General features: G+C 45.0%; 15 protein-coding genes. 14 read left to right on the top strand and 1 reads right to left on the bottom strand.

Annotation, left to right across the window (positions count from 1 at the left end):
• Nucleotides 1–31: 31 nt before the first annotated feature.
• Nucleotides 32–595 (top strand): Uma2 family endonuclease, encoded by a 564-nt coding sequence (locus tag B9L23_RS06065; RefSeq protein WP_089097052.1) that lies wholly within the window; start codon nucleotides 32–34, stop codon nucleotides 593–595.
• A 42-nt stretch (nucleotides 596–637) separates the two neighbouring features.
• Here B9L23_RS06065 and B9L23_RS06070 read toward each other — a convergent pair whose 3' ends face one another.
• Nucleotides 638–2,350 carry an Rqc2 family fibronectin-binding protein gene (locus B9L23_RS06070; RefSeq protein ID WP_089097053.1) on the bottom strand — a complete coding sequence of 571 codons (1,713 nt, stop codon included), beginning with the start codon at nucleotides 2,348–2,350 and terminating at the stop codon, nucleotides 638–640.
• Nucleotides 2,351–2,454: 104 nt separating this feature from the next.
• On the opposite strand from B9L23_RS06070, the gene B9L23_RS06075 reads away from it, so the two are divergent.
• The 13 genes from B9L23_RS06075 to pknB all read left to right on the top strand — a co-directional run bounded on the left by B9L23_RS06075 (nucleotide 2,455) and on the right by pknB (nucleotide 17,525).
• Entirely contained in the window at nucleotides 2,455–5,127 is a 2,673-nt protein-coding gene (locus B9L23_RS06075) for a calcium-translocating P-type ATPase, SERCA-type (protein ID WP_062753445.1), read from the top strand.
• 88 nt (nucleotides 5,128–5,215) lie between these two features.
• Nucleotides 5,216–6,091, top strand: coding sequence for a YicC/YloC family endoribonuclease (locus B9L23_RS06080; protein ID WP_089097054.1), 876 nt, complete (start codon nucleotides 5,216–5,218; stop codon nucleotides 6,089–6,091).
• 56 nt (nucleotides 6,092–6,147) lie between these two features.
• Nucleotides 6,148–6,411, top strand: coding sequence for an extracellular matrix/biofilm regulator RemA (gene remA / locus B9L23_RS06085; RefSeq protein ID WP_015863391.1), 264 nt, complete (start codon nucleotides 6,148–6,150; stop codon nucleotides 6,409–6,411).
• 14 nt (nucleotides 6,412–6,425) lie between these two features.
• A complete protein-coding gene (gene gmk / locus B9L23_RS06090) occupies nucleotides 6,426–7,040 on the top strand; it encodes a guanylate kinase (protein WP_015863392.1) in 615 nt (204 codons plus the stop codon).
• Nucleotides 7,041–7,043: 3 nt separating this feature from the next.
• Nucleotides 7,044–7,241: a DNA-directed RNA polymerase subunit omega gene (gene rpoZ / locus B9L23_RS06095; protein ID WP_015863393.1), complete on the top strand. Its 198-nt coding sequence runs from the start codon at nucleotides 7,044–7,046 to the stop codon at nucleotides 7,239–7,241.
• Between the two features lie 57 nt (nucleotides 7,242–7,298).
• Nucleotides 7,299–8,504, top strand: a complete 1,206-nt coding sequence (gene coaBC, locus B9L23_RS06100; RefSeq protein WP_089097055.1) for a bifunctional phosphopantothenoylcysteine decarboxylase/phosphopantothenate--cysteine ligase CoaBC — start codon at nucleotides 7,299–7,301, stop codon at nucleotides 8,502–8,504.
• The gene (priA, locus tag B9L23_RS06105; RefSeq protein WP_089097056.1) at nucleotides 8,501–10,915 is read left to right on the top strand and encodes a primosomal protein N'; all 2,415 of its coding nucleotides are present in this window, start codon (nucleotides 8,501–8,503) and stop codon (nucleotides 10,913–10,915) included. Before coaBC ends, priA begins: the two co-directional genes overlap by 4 nt.
• Nucleotides 10,916–10,929: 14 nt before the next feature.
• The gene (gene def, locus B9L23_RS06110) at nucleotides 10,930–11,403 is read left to right on the top strand and encodes a peptide deformylase (RefSeq protein WP_062753439.1); all 474 of its coding nucleotides are present in this window, start codon (nucleotides 10,930–10,932) and stop codon (nucleotides 11,401–11,403) included.
• A gap of 11 nt (nucleotides 11,404–11,414) precedes the next feature.
• A complete protein-coding gene (gene fmt / locus B9L23_RS06115; RefSeq protein WP_015863397.1) occupies nucleotides 11,415–12,371 on the top strand; it encodes a methionyl-tRNA formyltransferase in 957 nt (318 codons plus the stop codon).
• A complete protein-coding gene (gene rsmB, locus B9L23_RS06120; protein WP_089097057.1) occupies nucleotides 12,361–13,704 on the top strand; it encodes a 16S rRNA (cytosine(967)-C(5))-methyltransferase RsmB in 1,344 nt (447 codons plus the stop codon). Before fmt ends, rsmB begins: the two co-directional genes overlap by 11 nt.
• Before the next feature lie 20 nt (nucleotides 13,705–13,724).
• Nucleotides 13,725–14,804 carry a dual-specificity RNA methyltransferase RlmN gene (gene rlmN, locus B9L23_RS06125; protein ID WP_373467267.1) on the top strand — a complete coding sequence of 360 codons (1,080 nt, stop codon included), beginning with the start codon at nucleotides 13,725–13,727 and terminating at the stop codon, nucleotides 14,802–14,804.
• 4 nt (nucleotides 14,805–14,808) lie between these two features.
• The gene (locus B9L23_RS06130; protein WP_015863400.1) at nucleotides 14,809–15,558 is read left to right on the top strand and encodes a Stp1/IreP family PP2C-type Ser/Thr phosphatase; all 750 of its coding nucleotides are present in this window, start codon (nucleotides 14,809–14,811) and stop codon (nucleotides 15,556–15,558) included.
• Between the two features lie 5 nt (nucleotides 15,559–15,563).
• Nucleotides 15,564–17,525 (top strand): Stk1 family PASTA domain-containing Ser/Thr kinase, encoded by a 1,962-nt coding sequence (pknB, locus tag B9L23_RS06135; protein WP_089097058.1) that lies wholly within the window; start codon nucleotides 15,564–15,566, stop codon nucleotides 17,523–17,525.

The following is a 17,525-nucleotide window of genomic DNA, read 5'->3' on the forward strand; positions in this document are numbered from 1 at the left end:
AAGTATATAAGAGAGGAAAAGAGGGATTATGATGTCCTTACCGCGATTTTCCAACGTTTCGTATGAAGAATATTTAGCGCTGCGGGAGAAAAGCGAAGAACGCTTGGAATATATTGACGGCGTCGTGTATATGACTCCTTCCCCAAGCATTAAACATCAGCTTGTTTCGAGCAATATTCATACGCAGTTCGGAATTTATTTGAAAAGGGAAAAGTACAAAGTATTTGCCGCGCCGACAGACATCGAGTTAGTTAGCGAGAAGTTTCCTGATCGAAAAGTGGTCATTCCCGACCTTAGCATTATTTGTGATGAAAAAGGGTTTACCGAGACGAAATATATCGGTGTTCCTACACTGATTGTGGAAATATTAAGCCCTTCCAATCAGGCGCATGATTTAGTGACAAAGTTTAACTTATATATGGCCTACGGTGTGAAAGAATATTGGATTGTGAATCCGATGAAGGACGCGATTACGGTTTATACGTTAAATGAGGAAGGATTATATGAACAAGCCGATATCAAAGCAGGGACGGGCGTTGTCCAATCGGTTTGTTTTCTGGGGTTGGCATTAAATCTCGAAGAAATATTCACATAAAGAAATACCTCCCAACACGAAGCGTGGGAGGTATTTGTTATGTTATTGCTTTTTCATTCGAATCACCAAATCCTCATCCGGCGTGACGTAAATCGTTTGCTGGTTTTCGTAAATCACAAAACCCGGTTTGGCGCCGCTCGGTTTTTTCACATAGCGGACGCGCGTGTAGTCGACGGGAACGGAGCTCGATTGGCGCGCTTTGCTGAAGTAGGCGGCGAGGTTGGCCGCCTCCGCAATTGTTTGCTCTGACGGGTTTTTGCTGCGGATGACGACGTGTGAGCCGGGAATGTCTTTCGTATGCAGCCAAATCTCGTCTTTATGCGCTAGTTTTGTTGTTAAATAATCGTTTTGCTTGTTGTTTTTCCCAACCAGAATTTCCGTGCCGTCGCTTGCGACGTAGCGATCCAGCTCGATCTTCCGTGGTTTTTGCTTTTTCGTTTGTTTCGTGGCGCGCGCCCGCAAATATCCTTGTTCGATCAACTCCTCGCGAATTTCCTCGACATCTTTCGGCGCAGCGGTTTCCAGCTGCTGGAGAAGCGTATTGAAATAAGCGATTTCTTCGTTCGTGCGCTTAATTTGTTCTTGGACGACGTTTAACGAGTTTTTCGCTTTTTGGTATTTTTGAAAATAGCTTTGCGCGTTTTCCGATGGCGATTTTTGCGGATCGAGCGGAATCGTCACCGTCGCGCCGTTTTCGTCGTAATAGTTGATCACTTCGATTTCTTTCATTCCCCGCTCGATGGCGTACAGGTTAGCGGTTAACAGTTCCCCGTAAAGCCGATATTGTTCCGCTTGTTTTGCCTCCTCTAATGTTTGTTTCAGCTTGATCAGCTTTTTTTCATTTTTCGCTTTTTCGTTTGCGATAAACCGCTCGAGGTCGTGAGCTTGCTGTTTGACGCGGTCGCGCTCGGCTTTGCCAAAGTAAAAGCGGTCAAGAAGCTTGCTGAGCGTGTCAAACGGCTTTGCTTCTGCCTGCAGGTGGGCAAGCGGAAGCACGTAAAACCATTCTTTTTCCCCGTTTGTGTACATTGCGGGCGCAAAGCGATGGGAGCGCACCTCATCCATCACTGCGATAAAGCTTTTCGGCAGTGTTGCCCGATTCGCCAGCCCGGCGCGAAAAACGATTTCTTTTGCTAAGAGCGGCGAAATGCCCGAAAATGCAGCAACGAGCTGCTCCGCTAATTTCCCCGCATGAAAATCAATTTTTTTCAAGACTGTTTCTTCGGTTGCTTCAAGCGGATTTATTTTCCCGTGCGATGGCGGTGCGATGTACTCATGGCCAGGAAGCACCGTACGATACCGGTTGACGGCAGGGGAGAGGTGTTTAATGCTGTCGATAATCGTGTTTGTATCTTTGTCGATCAAAATAATGTTGCTATGCCGTCCCATAATTTCGATGATGAGCTGTCTAGTATGGATATCGCCAATCTCGTTTCTCCCTTTTGTCTCAATAGTGATGATGCGGTCGAAATCGACTTGGCGGATCGCTTCGATGATGCTTCCTTCTAAATGTTTGCGCAAAAGCATACAAAACATCGGCGGTTCTGCCGGATTGTCATACGTTTCATTCGTTAAATGAACGCGCGCATAGCTCGGATGCGCAGACAGCAGCAATTTATAATTTCGCCCGTACGAGCGGATTTGCAATACGAGTTCGTGGGCAAACGGCTGATGAATTTTCGTGATGCGCCCTCCTTCAAGCGCTTGTTGCAACTCTTTTGTCATTGCGTATGTAAATACTCCGTCAAATGCCATGGAAAAACACCTTTCTGCTTATTTTTTACATTAATATCATATCATTTTTTTGGACATGTCTGAATAAGCTTTCATAGAGAAGCGAAGAGGAGGGAGAAACGTCGATGCAATGGCATACGCTCGCATCCAATGAAGTCGCGAAGGAAACGAACACGAACATCGCTACAGGATTAACGACAGAAGAAGCGAAAAAGCGTCTGAAACGGTTCGGATATAACGAGTTAAAAGAAGCGAAAAAACAGTCGGCGCTTTTGTTGTTTTTGAATCAGTTTAAAGATTTTATGGTGCTTGTGTTGCTGGTTGCTACCGTTATTTCGGGACTGCTAGGCGAATATGTCGATGCGGTTGCCATCATTGTTATTGTCATCATGAACGGATTTTTAGGATTTTTCCAAGAACGGCGTGCCGAGAAATCATTAGAGGCGCTGAAACAATTATCGGCACCGCAGGCGACGGTGTTGCGCGATGGGGAATGGGTGAAAATTCCATCGCAAGAACTTGTTGTCGGCGATATTATCAAGTTTTCAAGCGGAGACCGAATCGGAGCCGATGTTCGCTTAATTGATGCAAAAGGGCTGGAAATCGAAGAATCGGCGCTAACGGGTGAGTCGGTGCCAACGGCGAAATCAGCCGCACCGCTTATGAACGAAAATGCTGCGATTGGTGATTTACATAATATGGCTTTCATGGGCACCCTTGTAACAAGAGGAAGCGGCGTTGGCATTGTGATTGCAACGGGAATGAAAACGGCGATGGGACAAATCGCGAATCTGCTTCAAGAAGCGGAAACGGTGATGACTCCGTTGCAGCACAGGCTCGAGCAGCTTGGGAAAATTTTAATTGCTGTTGCCCTGCTGCTTACGATTCTCGTTGTCGCAGTCGGTGTTATTCAAGGGCACGGCTTATATGAAATGTTTTTAGCAGGTGTTTCGCTAGCGGTTGCCGCGATCCCAGAAGGATTGCCAGCGATTGTAACGATTGCGCTCGCGCTTGGTGTGCAGCGGATGATTAAGAAAAACGCGATTGTCCGCAAATTACCGGCTGTGGAAACGTTAGGATGCGCTTCTGTCATTTGTTCCGACAAAACAGGAACAATGACGGAAAATATGATGACGGTGACGCATATTTGGGCAAGCGGGAAAAGCTTTTCAGTCAGCGGTACAGGGCTTGAAACATCCGGGCAATTTTATGAAAACGGCCATCCTGTTGATCCAAGAAAGGATACAGTCTTACATCAATTGCTTACGTTTGGAGTTCTTTGCAATAGTTCACAATTAAGAGAAAAAGAAAAACGCCGTTACATTGACGGCGATCCGACCGAAGGCGCTTTGCTTGTCGCCGCGATGAAGGCGGGATTGACGAAAGAACGCATCGAAAACGAATTTACCGTGGAGCAAGAATTTCCATTTGATTCGGACCGGAAAATGATGACGGTCATTGTGAAAGATAAAGCAGGCAAACGATTCATTGTGACAAAAGGAGCCCCAGACGTATTGTTGCAAGTGAGTAAGCAAATTTGGTGGAACGGCCGTGAGCAAATGATGACAACGGCATGGAGAAAGACTGTAAAAGATGTCATCCATCAAATGGCGAGCCAAGCGCTCCGCACGATTGCGATTGCTTATCGCCCGCTTCAAGCTTATGAGCGAATTACTTCAGAAAAAGAGGCCGAGAAAAATCTCGTGTTTATCGGAATTCAAGGAATGATCGACCCGCCGCGCCCAGAAGTGAAAAAAGCGGTGCAGCAGTGCAAGGAAGCGGGCATTAAAACAATCATGATCACTGGTGATCATGTGCTTACCGCCAAAGCGATTGCCAAGCAGCTTGGGGTGCTGCCGCCGAACGGAAAAATAATGGACGGCCCAACGTTGTCGCGGCTTTCGGTAGATGAACTTGAAGAAGTAGTCGATGATATTTATGTATTTGCCCGCGTTTCTCCGGAACATAAATTAAAAATTGTAAAAGCATTGCAACGGCGAGGGCATATTGTATCGATGACGGGCGACGGCGTGAACGATGCCCCGGCAATTAAGGCGGCCGATATAGGTGTGGCGATGGGACGGTCCGGAACGGATGTTGCGAAAGAAGCGGCTTCGCTTGTGTTATTAGATGATAATTTCGCAACGATTCAAGCGGCGATTCAAGAAGGAAGAAATATTTACGAAAACATTCGCAAATTTATCCGCTATTTGTTAGCATCCAATGTTGGAGAAATTTTAGTCATGTTGTTTGCGATGCTGCTTGCTTTGCCTCTTCCGCTTGTGCCGATTCAAATTTTATGGGTGAACCTCGTTACCGACGGTCTTCCGGCGATGGCGTTAGGGATTGACCGCGCGGAAGAAAATGTAATGAAACGTCCTCCGCGCCATCCGAAAGAAGGGGTGTTTGCTCGCGGACTTGGCTGGAAAATTGTCAGCCGCGGCTTTGCCATCGGAATGGTGACGTTGGCGGCGTTTATGACCGCGTATGAACGAAGCGGGCATGAGCTTGTTTATGCACAGACGGTGGCGTTTGCGACGTTAGTGATGGCGCAGCTTATTCATGTATTTGACTGCCGGTGTGAGCGCTCGATTTTTGACCGCAATCCGCTTGAAAATATATACCTTGTTGGAGCAGTCATCATATCAATATTGTTATTGCTTGTCGTGATTTACTATCCACCGCTGCAGGGAATTTTTCATACCGTGCCGATCGCTTCGTTTGATTGGCTGCTCATTATTGGTTTAGCGGCACTTCCAACATTTTTGTTTTCCGGTTCACTTTTTACGAGAAAATGAAAAAGAGATATGATATAATATCCAAGGTGATAGAGGATCACTCTATGACCTTTTCTTTTTTGGATTTCACATAAACGGATGTGATGACATGGTTTATAGCATGACAGGCTTTGGACGCAGCACGAAAAAGAATGAACAGCTAAGCATTACCGTGGAAATGAAGTCAGTGAACCACCGCTTTTGTGAAATTTCCATCCGCATCCCTAGACAATGGATTGTTTTTGAGGATAAAATAAAAAAAGCAATTTTGCAGTACGTGAAACGGGGAAAAATCGAAGTTTTTGTCAATATCGAAGGCGATGGATTGGTGAAGCGAAAATTACATATTGATTGGGATTTAATGAAGGAGTATTATAATAGTTTGCAAAGAGCGAATGAGCAGTTTTCTTTGCATGATCGTGTGACACTTTCCCACTTATTTCAGCTCGAAGGTGTTGCGGAAATTATTGAAGAAGAAACCAACAATGAGGAAATGGAGCAACTGTTACTTGCAGCAGTCAAAGAGGCAGCAGAGCAACTTGCATTTATGCGTAAGCAGGAAGGTGAGGCGCTCCTTGTTGATATAAAAACGCAGCTTTCTAGTATTGAAAAAAGCGTGCAAGCGATTGAGGAGTGGGCCCCTTGCGTCATTGATCATTATCGCGAGCGGTTAATGAAACGTATCAATGAGCTTGTTCCACTTCCTGCCGATGAGTCACGCATTTTAACAGAGGTGGCGATTTTCGCGGAAAAAGCGGACATTAACGAAGAGCTAAAGCGGATTCGCAGCCACCTTAAGCAAGTTGCCGCAACGCTCGAAAAAGACGAACCAATCGGTCGAAAGCTTGACTTTTTAGTACAAGAGTTAAACCGAGAAGTGAATACGATCGGGGCAAAAGCGAACGATAGCCGAATTGCTGCGCAAGTAGTAGAGATGAAAAGCGCGCTCGAAAAGATGAAAGAGCAAGTGCAAAATATCGAGTAATCGTTTAGAACTGCCCAATTGCGGCAACAATAATTTTTATGGCAGGTGGGCATTTCGTGGGGATAAAATTTATTAATATCGGATATGGAAATATGGTATCAGCCGCTCGCATTATTACGATTGTCAGCCCCGATTCAGCACCAATTAAACGAATTATTCAAGATGCGAGAGAAAGCGGAAAATTAGTTGATGCCACTCATGGAAGGAGAACACGGGCTGTCATTATTATGGACAGCGATCATGTCATATTATCTTCCGTTCAACCGGAAACAGTAGCCAATCGTTTATATGGAAGCGATGATTTATCGGAGGAAGGGTAGGGTTTTATATATCTATGAGTGAAAGAGGATTATTGATTGTGTTGTCTGGACCGTCTGGCGTTGGAAAAGGAACGGTGCGAAAAGCATTGTTTTCCCAGCCGGATATTAATTTGCATTATTCCGTTTCCGTAACGACAAGGAAACCGCGGGAAGGAGAAGTCGATGGTGTCGATTACTTCTTTAAAACGCGCGAAGAATTTGAGCAAATGATTCGTGAAAACAAATTGCTTGAGTGGGCAGAATACGTTGGCAATTACTATGGAACTCCAATTGATTATGTGGAAAAAACGTTGCAAGAAGGAAAAGATGTGTTCTTGGAAATTGAAGTGCAAGGGGCGCTTCAAGTGCGCAAAGTGTTTCCGGAAGGTCTTTTTATCTTCCTTGCCCCTCCAAGTTTAAGCGAATTGGAAAAACGAATTATAGCGCGCGGTACAGAGTCAGAAGAGCTCATTCAAAATCGTTTGAAAGCAGCAAAAGAAGAACTTGAAATGATGGATGCTTACGATTATGTCGTGGAAAACGATAAAGTCGAGCTCGCGTGCGAGCGGATTAAAGCGATCGTGATTGCTGAACATTGCCGACGAGAACGTGTGGCAAAACGCTATAAAAAAATGTTGGGGGTGGAATAAAACATGTTATATCCTTCCATCGATCTATTGATGCAAAAGGTCGATTCGAAATATAAGCTTGTTACGGTTGCAGCGAAACGCGCGCGTCAACTTCAGGAAAATGAAGAATTAACCATTAAAAATCCGGTGTCGAAAAAATTTGTTGGGCAAGCTTTAGAGGAAATTGCTGCGGACCATATCGAATTAGTAGAAGAAAAATAACAACCTAGCTGTTAGGTTGTTATTTTTTTACAAAAGTATAGTAGAGGTGTTTCTAATATGGTGAATGGAAAGAACATTTTATTATGTGTAACAGGGGGAATTGCAGCTTATAAAGCCGCTGCCTTAACGAGCCAATTAACCCAGCGCGGTGCCAATGTGAAAGTAATGATGAGTGAAGCTGCCTGTCAATTCATTACTCCGCTTACATTCCAAGCATTATCACGCAACGAAGTATATGTGGATACATTTGAAGAAAAAAATCCAGCGGTAATTGCTCATATTGATGTCGCAGATTGGGCTGATCTTGTTCTTGTTGCCCCTGCTACCGCCAATACAATTGGAAAATTGGCAAACGGCATTGCCGACAACATGATTACAACAACGCTTTTAGCGACAAAAGCGCCGGTATGGATCGCGCCGGCAATGAATGTTCATATGTACGAACATCCGGCAGTGCAAGCCAATATCGAAACGCTATATCGCTTTGGCTATCGCTTTATTGAGCCATCGGAAGGGTATTTAGCTTGCGGATATGTCGGAAAAGGGAGGCTAGAAGAACCAGAAAAAATTATTGACAATATCGAAACATATTTTGCCTCTCTCAATCCTTTCTTAAAAGGAAAAAAAGTTCTTGTCACCGCGGGACCGACGCGTGAAAAATTAGATCCTGTCCGCTTTTTTTCTAATCGTTCCACAGGGAAAATGGGCTATGCGATTGCGGAAGCGGCAGCGCGCTTTGGTGCGGAGGTGACACTCATTTCTGGCCCTACGGAGCTGGATGCGCCAGCAAACGTAGAAACCGTTCGAGTAGAGTCTGCGCAAGAAATGTATGAAGCGGTGATGGATCGCTTTCCGCATGTGGATATCGTCATCAAAACGGCGGCGGTGGCTGACTATCGACCGAAGCATGTGTTTGATCAAAAAATAAAAAAACAGCCGGGCGACTATGTGATTGAAATGGAAAGAACGGTTGATATTTTAAAAACGCTAGGTGAACAAAAAACGACGCAAATTTTAGTCGGATTTGCGGCGGAAACGGACCATGTTGAGGAATATGCCCGGCAAAAATTAGAAAGCAAACGGCTGGATTTGGTCGTTGCCAACAACGTCTCGGAAGAAGGAGCGGGGTTTGCTGGCGACACGAATATTGTGACCATTTTCAAACGCGACGGCTCCGTACGTTCGCTGCCACTTTTGCCGAAAAAACAAGTAGCAGAAGAAATTTTAAAAGAAATTCATCATTATATCGAGGCGATTCGATGAAAGTAGCAGCGGTTATTGTAGATGTTCCTTCGCGTCAGACGGATCGGCCTTTTGATTATGCCATCCCAAAAAAATGGGAAGATGTATTGCAGCCAGGCATGCGTGTCACCGTTCCGTTCGGTCCGCGGCGATTGCAAGGGTTTGTGATCGATATTAAGTCCCACTCGGACGTAAAAACATTGAAACCGATTGAAGAAGTGTTAGATGTCACCCCTGTATTAAACGAAGAGCTGCTCGAGTTAGGGAAATATTTAACAGAAACGACGCTTTGTTTTGCGATTTCCGCTTACCAAGCGATGCTTCCGGCAGCGATGAAAGCAAAATATGAAAAGGAAATCCGGCTCGTTCGTACAGAAAATCGCTTTTTACTGCCAGAAGCGATTCAGCCGCTTTTTGTGGATCGCACTGCCATTGATTGGAAAGAAGTGGAGCATAGCGATCTGCTTTGGCCGTTGCAAAAGGCGATTCAACAAGGCCATTTAGAAGTCGTATACCATGTAAAAGAAAAAGCAACAGCAAAAACGGTGAAGTACGTGGAACTGGCGCAATCGCATGAAGAAATCGCGCGTGCCATTAACGCATTGCCGGCAAACGCCGCCAAGCAAAAACAGTTGTTAACGGTTCTTCTGTCTGCGGATGAAGCAATGCCGTTGAAGCAGCTGTTAGAGCAGACCGATGCTTCCTATGCTTCGCTGAAAGCGTTGACCGCAAAAGGACTCGTTGTAGAAAAAGAAATCGAAGTATATCGCGATCCATATGAGCATCGTTCGTTTTCAAAAACAGCGCCGCTTCCGCTTACCGATGAGCAAGAAAAAGCACTTTCCGCCATTGTTGAGCGCGTAAGAGCCAATGAGCATGAGGTGTTTTTGCTATACGGCGTGACGGGAAGCGGAAAAACAGAAGTTTACATGCAAGCGATTGAAGAAGTATTGCGGCAAGGAAAAGAAGCGATTGTTCTTGTTCCAGAAATTTCGCTGACGCCGCAAATGGTCGAACGGTTTAAAGGGCGTTTCGGTTCACAAGTGGCAGTGCTTCATAGCGGCTTGTCTGTCGGTGAAAAATATGATGAATGGCGAAAAATTCATCGGAAAGAAGTGCAGCTTGTCGTCGGCGCCCGTTCTGCTATTTTCGCTCCGTTTGAAAATCTCGGCATGATTATTATTGATGAAGAACATGAGACAAGTTACAAACAAGAAGAAAATCCGCGTTATCACGCCCGTGATGTGGCGATTTACCGCGCCCGCGTCCACGGATGTCCTGTCGTACTCGGCAGCGCTACTCCTTCGCTCGAATCGTTTGCGCGGGCGAAAAAAGGGGTATATCAGTTACTGACATTACAAAAGCGGGTAAGCGATAATGGGATGCCGGACGTTCATGTTGTAGATATGCGGGAAGAACTGCGGAGCGGAAACCGTTCGATGTTTTCGCGCTCGTTATTTGAGAAGTTGAAAGACCGTCTTCATAAAGGAGAACAATCTGTATTGTTTTTAAATCGGCGCGGCTACTCGACATTTGTTATGTGCCGTGATTGCGGTTATGTGATTCGTTGTCCACATTGTGATATTTCATTGACGTATCATCGGGTCGAGCAGCGATTAAAATGCCATTATTGCGGGCACGAGGAGCCGATTACGTATCGCTGTCCATCATGCGGAAGTGAGCATATTCGCTTTTTTGGAACGGGAACGCAAAAAGTGGAAGAAGAATTGACGAAACTGCTTCCCGAAGCGCGCGTGATCCGCATGGATGTCGACACAACGAGCCGCAAAGGCGCCCACGAACGGCTGCTTGCTGAGTTTGGCGCAGGGAAGGCCGATATTTTGCTTGGCACACAAATGATTGCCAAAGGTCTTGATTTTCCAAAAGTAACGCTTGTCGGCGTGTTGGCCGCAGATACGATGCTCCATCTTCCTGATTTTCGCGCTTCAGAAAAAACATTTCAGCTGTTGACACAAGTAAGCGGGCGCGCCGGGCGCCACGAGCTTCCCGGCGAAGTCGTCATCCAAACGTATACGCCGGAGCATTACAGCATCACGCTTGCCGCTAAACACGATTATGATGCATTTTATCAAAGAGAAATGGTGCTTCGTAAAATGTACGGCTACCCGCCATTTTACTATTTGACATTAATCACCGTATCACATCCGGAAATAACGAAAGCGGTGGCCGTGACAGAAAAGATCGCGGCGTATTTGCGGGCACAGCTGTCGAATGAAGCCATTATTCTTGGTCCCGTTGCTTCACCGATTGCTCGCCTTCATGATAGATATCGCTATCAATGCATGATAAAATACAAACGGGAGCCGAACATGACACGGGTATTAAAAGCGGTTATCGATCGTTATCAGCACGATGTTTCCCAAGGAGATTTATCGATTACGATCGATACGAACCCATATACAATGATGTAAATGGAGGAATTGTGTTGGCAATCTTACCAATTGTGACATACCCAGCGGATATTTTAGAAACGGTGTGCGAACCGGTAAAACAATTTGACCGTCAGCTTATTCAGCTGTTAAATGACATGTATGAAACAATGATAGATGCGGACGGCGTCGGCTTAGCCGCGCCTCAAGTCGGAATCGCGAAACAAATTGCCGTTGTCGATGTCGGTGACAAGCACGGCCGGATTGAACTGATCAATCCGCGCATTATAGAAGCGCGCGGGGAGCAAATCGGTCCGGAAGGCTGTCTAAGTTTTCCAGGGCTGTTTGGTGAAGTAAAACGCGCCAATTATGTAAAAGTCCGTGCTCAAGATCGGCGCGGTCGGGTGTTTACGCTTGAAGCAACCGAATTTTTAGCGCGCGCGCTTCAACATGAAATCGACCATTTAAACGGAATATTGTTTACTTCGAAAGTAATTCGTTATTACGATCCGGAGGAATTAGAAGGGTAGATGATGGAAAGATGATAAAAGTTGTGTTTATGGGAACACCGGATTTTTCTGTTCCTATATTGAAGCAGCTAATAGAAGATGGCTATAACATTGCTGCCGTCGTTACACAGCCGGATAAACCGAAAGGAAGAAAGCGGGAGTTGACACCGCCGCCTGTCAAAGTGGAAGCGGAAAAACACGGAATTCCGGTATTGCAGCCGACAAAAATTCGTGAAAAAGAACAATATGAACAAGTGTTGGCGTTCAAGCCAGATTTAATTGTGACAGCGGCGTTTGGCCAAATTTTGCCGAAAGCATTGCTCGATGCTCCGAAATACGGCTGCATTAACGTCCATGCTTCATTGCTTCCGGAATTGCGTGGCGGCGCTCCGATTCATTATGCGATTTTGCAAGGAAAGACAAAAACAGGCGTCACGATTATGTATATGGTGGAAAAGCTCGATGCCGGCGATATTTTAACACAAGTGGAAGTACCGATTACCGAAACCGATACGGTTGGCACGCTTCATGATAAATTAAGCATTGCCGGGGCAAAACTGTTATCAGAAACGATTCCGCAATTAGTAGCTGGAAAATTAACTCCAATCAAACAAGACGATGAAAAAGCAACATATGCGTATAATATTAAACGCGAACAAGAAAAGATTGATTGGACAAAGCCGGGAGAAGACATTTATAACCATATACGCGGCTTGCACCCGTGGCCAGTTGCATATACAACGTTTGCCGGAAATGTATGGAAGGTTTGGTGGGGAGAAAAAGTTCCGGCTCCGAAAAAAGCAGAACCCGGAACGATTATTGATATCGTACAGGATGGAATTGTTGTTGCGACCGGCAATGAAACGGCAATTAAAATTACAGAATTGCAGCCGGCGGGGAAAAAACGGATGAATGCGGCGCAATTTTTGCGCGGCGCCGGCGCCCATCTCACTATTGGAATGAAGCTAGGAGATGAACATGAAAGCTAAAAACGTACGAGAAGTCGCTTTGGAAACATTGTTGGCTGTCGAAGAAAAAGAAGCGTACAGCAATTTATTATTAAATAAAATGATTGAGACGCATCGTCTTTCCGAAAGAGATGTCCGGCTGTTGACGGAAATTGTGTACGGAACGATTCAGCGCCGGGATACGCTCGATTATTATTTGACCCCGTTTTTGAAAAAAGCGCGCAAACTAGAGCGGTGGGTTCGCGTGCTTCTTCGCTTGACCCTTTATCAAGTATTGTATTTAGACCGCATCCCTGACCGCGCGGCGATTTTCGAAGCGGTGGAAATTGCGAAAAAACGAGGGCATCAAGGGGTCGCTTCGCTGGTTAACGGGGTGATGCGCGCCATTCAACGTCAAGGGATGCCGCCTCTTGAGAAAATAGAAGATGAAGTGGAGCGGCTAGCCGTTGCGACAAGCCATCCACTCTGGCTTGTCAAGCGCTGGGTCGAGCAATACGGACTTGAAGAAACAAAACGGATGTGTGAAACGAACTTGTTGCCGCCAAAGCAAACGGCTAGGGTGAATACCGCAAGAATAACTGTCGAGGAAGCAATAGACAAGCTCAAGCAAGAAGGAATGGAAGTGGTACTCGGCGAGGTGGCAGAGGAAGCGATTCAAGCGAAAAGAGGAAATCTTGCGCACACGGATGCGTTTCGCCGCGGATGGATTACGATTCAAGACGAAAGCTCGATGTTAGTGGCGCGGGCGCTTGGACCGAAAGAACATGAGCGCGTTCTTGACAGTTGTGCTGCGCCGGGCGGAAAATCGACCCATATCGCAGAGTTAATGAACAACACCGGACAAGTAATATGTGCGGATATTCATGAACATAAAGTGAATTTAATCGAGGAGAATGCGAAACGACTGCAGCTTACGAATATTTCTGCGCGTGTGCTTGATAGCAGACGTTTAGGCGAAGTATTTGAGCGGGAGATGTTTGATAAAATTTTAGTTGATGCCCCGTGCTCGGGGTTTGGCGTCATCCGCCGTAAACCAGATATTAAATATGCAAAAACGGAAGCAGATATTCCTTCCCTTGTGGCGTTGCAACGTGAAATTTTGCACGCAGTTGCGCCATTGTTAAAAAAGGGCGGTACGCTTGTATATAGCACATGTACGATTGACCGTGATGAAAATGAGGCGGTCATTGCTCAATTTTTAGACGATCACCCAGAATTTTCACCAGATGAAACGATGAAACTGCGGTTGCCCGAAAAAGTACAACCATACGTTCACAACGGGCAACTGCATCTTCTTCCACATTATTTTGGGTCGGACGGATTTTTTATCGCATCATTACGAAAGAAGGTGTAGCTTCGTTGGAACAGACGAATATTGCAAAACAGAAAAAAGAAGAAACAGTATCACGCAATCCATCGATTTATTCACTTACGTTCGAACAGTTAAAAGATTGGATCATCGAGCAAGGAGAAAAACCATTTCGTGCCACGCAAATATATGAATGGTTATATCAAAAACGGGCAACCGATTTTTCTGAGATGACCAACCTTCCGAAAACGTTACGTGAAAAACTAAGCGAACATTTCGATATTACAACATTAAAAACGTTAGTGAAACAAACATCAAAAGACGGCACCATTAAATTTTTGTTTGAACTTCATGACGGATATTCGATTGAAACAGTGTTGATGCGTCACAATTATGGAAATTCCATTTGTGTAACGACACAGGTTGGCTGCCGCATCGGCTGCACATTTTGCGCTTCGACGCTTGGCGGATTAAAGCGTCATTTAGAAGCAGGAGAAATTGTAGCGCAAGTCGTAAAAGTACAAAAAGCGCTTGATGAACAAGGAGAGCGCGTAAGCAGCATTGTCGTCATGGGAATCGGCGAGCCGTTTGACAATTACGATGAGCTGATAAAATTTTTGAAAATCGTCAACCATTCAAAAGGGTTGAACATCGGTGCACGACATATCACCGTTTCTACAAGCGGGATCATCCCGAAAATTTACCAATTTGCGGATGAAGGAATGCAAGTGAATTTTGCGATTTCGCTGCATGCCCCGACGACAGAGCTGCGCACGAAGTTAATGCCGATCAATAAAGCATATCCGCTTCCAAAATTAATGGATGCTGTCCGTTATTACATTGAAAAAACAGGGCGACGCGTTACGTTTGAATACGGATTGTTTGGCGGAGTCAATGACCAAATCGAACATGCGGAACAGCTAGCCGAGCTCATTAAAGGATTGAAATGCCACGTTAACTTAATTCCGGTAAACTATGTGCCGGAACGAAATTATGTGCGGACACCGCGCGACCAAATTTTTGCGTTTGAACGCGCATTAAAAAAACATGGAATCAATGTTACGATTCGCCGCGAACACGGACACGATATTGACGCAGCATGTGGGCAGCTTCGCGCGAAGGAGCGAAAAGAAGAGACGAGGTGAAATAATGAAAGTCGTTTTTCAAACCGACATTGGTAAAATTCGGGCTCACAACGAAGACAGCGGCGGAGTTTTTCAAAATAAAGACGGGCATTATTTGGCGGTTGTTGCAGATGGGATGGGGGGACATCGCGCCGGCGATGTTGCGAGTGAAATGACGATTTCCTATTTAAAAGAAGAATGGGAACAGTCAGAGCACATCTCTTCTCCAGATATAGCAGAGCAATGGTTGAAAGATCATGTAGCGGCTGTGAACCGGATTTTATTCGAGCATTCCTTGAAGCATACGGAATGCCAAGGAATGGGGACAACGATTGTCAGCGCGATTTGCACTGACCAGTTTGTCACGGTCGGCCATATTGGCGACAGCCGTTGTTACCTTTTAAATAAAAATGGATTTCAGCAAATTACGGAAGACCATTCACTCGTCAATGAATTAGTGAAAACGGGGCAAATTTCAAAGGAAGATGCAGAACACCATCCGCGTAAAAATGTTTTGTTGCGCGCGCTCGGCACGGAAAAAGAAGTGAAATTGGATATGAAGACAATCAGCATCGATGAGCATGATATGTTGCTTTTATGTTCGGATGGTTTGTCAAACAAAGTATCGGAACAAATGATGGTACATATTTTGACATCAGACGACTCGCTCGAGCACAAGGCGCAAGCGCTAATTGACTTGGCAAATGAACATGGAGGAGAAGACAATATTACGCTGGCAATTATTGATTTTTCATTGGAACGTGAAAGTAGGTGATCCGCATGCTCATCGGCAAACGGTTAAATGATCGCTATAAAATTATTAGTTTAATTGGCGGCGGTGGGATGGCAAATGTTTATTTAGCGAGAGATATCATTTTAGACCGCGACGTCGCCGTAAAAGTATTGCGCTTTGATTTTGCCAATGATGAACAGTTTATCAAACGGTTTCACCGCGAAGCACAGGCGGCAACGAGTTTGAATCACGAAAATATCGTCACCATTTATGATGTTGGAGAAGATGAAGGCATTTATTATATTGTCATGGAGTATGTGCGCGGGTATACATTAAAACAATATATTCATCAGCACGCCCCCCTCCCGGTTCCAAAGGCGCTTCATATTATGGAGCAATTAACATCAGCGATTGCGCACGCTCATGAAAACGGGGTTATTCATCGGGATATTAAGCCGCAAAACATTTTAATTGATGAGAATGGAGATGTAAAAGTAACTGATTTCGGGATTGCCGTTGCCCGTAGTTCTACTACGATTACGCAAACAAATTCGGTGCTTGGCTCTGTTCATTATTTGTCCCCCGAACAAGCGCGAGGCGGAATTGCGACAGAAAAATCCGACATTTACTCCCTAGGAATTGTCATGTTTGAGCTTGTAACAGGGCGGCTCCCTTTTTCTGGAGAGTCTGCCGTATCGATTGTGCTCAAACATTTGCAGGCGGAAACTCCTTCTCCAAAAGCATGGAATCCTAGTATTCCTCAAAGTGTCGAGAATATTATTTTAAAAGCGATGGCGAAAGATCCGTTTTATCGTTACCGTTCGGCAAGGGAAATGAATGAGGATATCAGCACGGCTTTAGATCCGGAACGCGTCAATGAGCAAAAATTTATGATTCCTGCCGATGATGAAGAACCGACAAAGGCGATTCCTGTTATTAGAGAGAGCCTTGTCAGCGCCGGGCTGGAACAGCAAACCATTGTTTACGAAGAAAAAAAGGAAGAAGAGAAAAAAGAAACAAAACCGAAGAAAAAGCGAAAATGGATTGTTTGGCTTACTGCGTTATTTTTATTTCTTGCAGCAGCGGGGGTGAGCGCTGTTACGTGGATTCCCGATTTGATTTTTCCGAAAGAAGTGACAATGCCGAATGTCGTCAATGAAGATTATGACGAGGCGGTCGAAAAGTTATCATCGCTAGGATTGGAGATTAAAGATACGATTGACGTCGAGGATGACGAAATCGCAGAAGGAAAGGTTGTACGCACGAAACCGGAAGCAGGAATGATGGTAAAGGAAGGATCTGCTGTTATTATTTATAAAAGCATCGGTAAAAAGAAAGTAGAGTTTGGCGATTTTATCGGCGAAGATATCGAAACAGCGGAAGCACAGCTGAAAAACGAAAATTTTATGAATGTTACACGCAATGAACGTTATAGCGACAAGCCTCCTGGTACCATTATCGATCAATTTCCTTATGCAGGAGATAAAGTCATTCCTGAAGAAACAAAAGTGATTTTCACTGTCAGCCTTGGTCCGGAAAAAATTATGTTGAAAGACTTGACGGGATATACAGAAAAGAGTGTGCGTGATTATGTAGATGATCAACAGTTGTACTTGAAGGTAAAATACGAATATTCGGATAAAGTTCCGGAAGGGCTCGTTATTTCTCAAACACCTACAGCCAATGAAAAAGTAGATAAAGGCGATACCATTACAGTAATTATTTCACGCGGCAAGGAGACGCTTCCTGTGAAAACGGTGATAAAAGATATTGAAATTCCATATGAACCGGAAGAAGAAGGACAAGTGATGGAAGCGCAATTATATATTCAAGATGCCAAACATAATATGACAACGCCGTATAAAACATACCGTCTGACCGCACCGGTAACGGAGACGGTGGAATTTGAAATTCCATATAAGGAAACGGCGTATTATCGTGTCATTGTAAACAATGTAGTAAAGGATGAAGGAACAATTCCATATCCAAACAATGTCACAAAGGAGTGA

Source organism: Parageobacillus galactosidasius, assembly GCF_002217735.1.
GTDB lineage: Bacteria > Bacillota > Bacilli > Bacillales > Anoxybacillaceae > Parageobacillus_B > Parageobacillus_B toebii.

Coding starts and splice junctions, on each gene's coding strand:
- B9L23_RS06130 (WP_015863400.1), top strand. CDS start 14,809: ATGAAAGTCGTTTTTCAAACCGACATTGGTAAAATTCGGGCTCACAAC.
- rpoZ (WP_015863393.1), top strand. CDS start 7,044: ATGTTATATCCTTCCATCGATCTATTGATGCAAAAGGTCGATTCGAAA.
- B9L23_RS06080 (WP_089097054.1), top strand. CDS start 5,216: ATGGTTTATAGCATGACAGGCTTTGGACGCAGCACGAAAAAGAATGAA.
- pknB (WP_089097058.1), top strand. CDS start 15,564: ATGCTCATCGGCAAACGGTTAAATGATCGCTATAAAATTATTAGTTTA.
- B9L23_RS06065 (WP_089097052.1), top strand. CDS start 32: ATGTCCTTACCGCGATTTTCCAACGTTTCGTATGAAGAATATTTAGCG.
- fmt (WP_015863397.1), top strand. CDS start 11,415: ATGATAAAAGTTGTGTTTATGGGAACACCGGATTTTTCTGTTCCTATA.
- B9L23_RS06075 (WP_062753445.1), top strand. CDS start 2,455: ATGCAATGGCATACGCTCGCATCCAATGAAGTCGCGAAGGAAACGAAC.
- gmk (WP_015863392.1), top strand. CDS start 6,426: ATGAGTGAAAGAGGATTATTGATTGTGTTGTCTGGACCGTCTGGCGTT.
- coaBC (WP_089097055.1), top strand. CDS start 7,299: ATGGTGAATGGAAAGAACATTTTATTATGTGTAACAGGGGGAATTGCA.
- rsmB (WP_089097057.1), top strand. CDS start 12,361: ATGAAAGCTAAAAACGTACGAGAAGTCGCTTTGGAAACATTGTTGGCT.
- B9L23_RS06070 (WP_089097053.1), bottom strand. CDS start 2,350: ATGGCATTTGACGGAGTATTTACATACGCAATGACAAAAGAGTTGCAA.
- priA (WP_089097056.1), top strand. CDS start 8,501: ATGAAAGTAGCAGCGGTTATTGTAGATGTTCCTTCGCGTCAGACGGAT.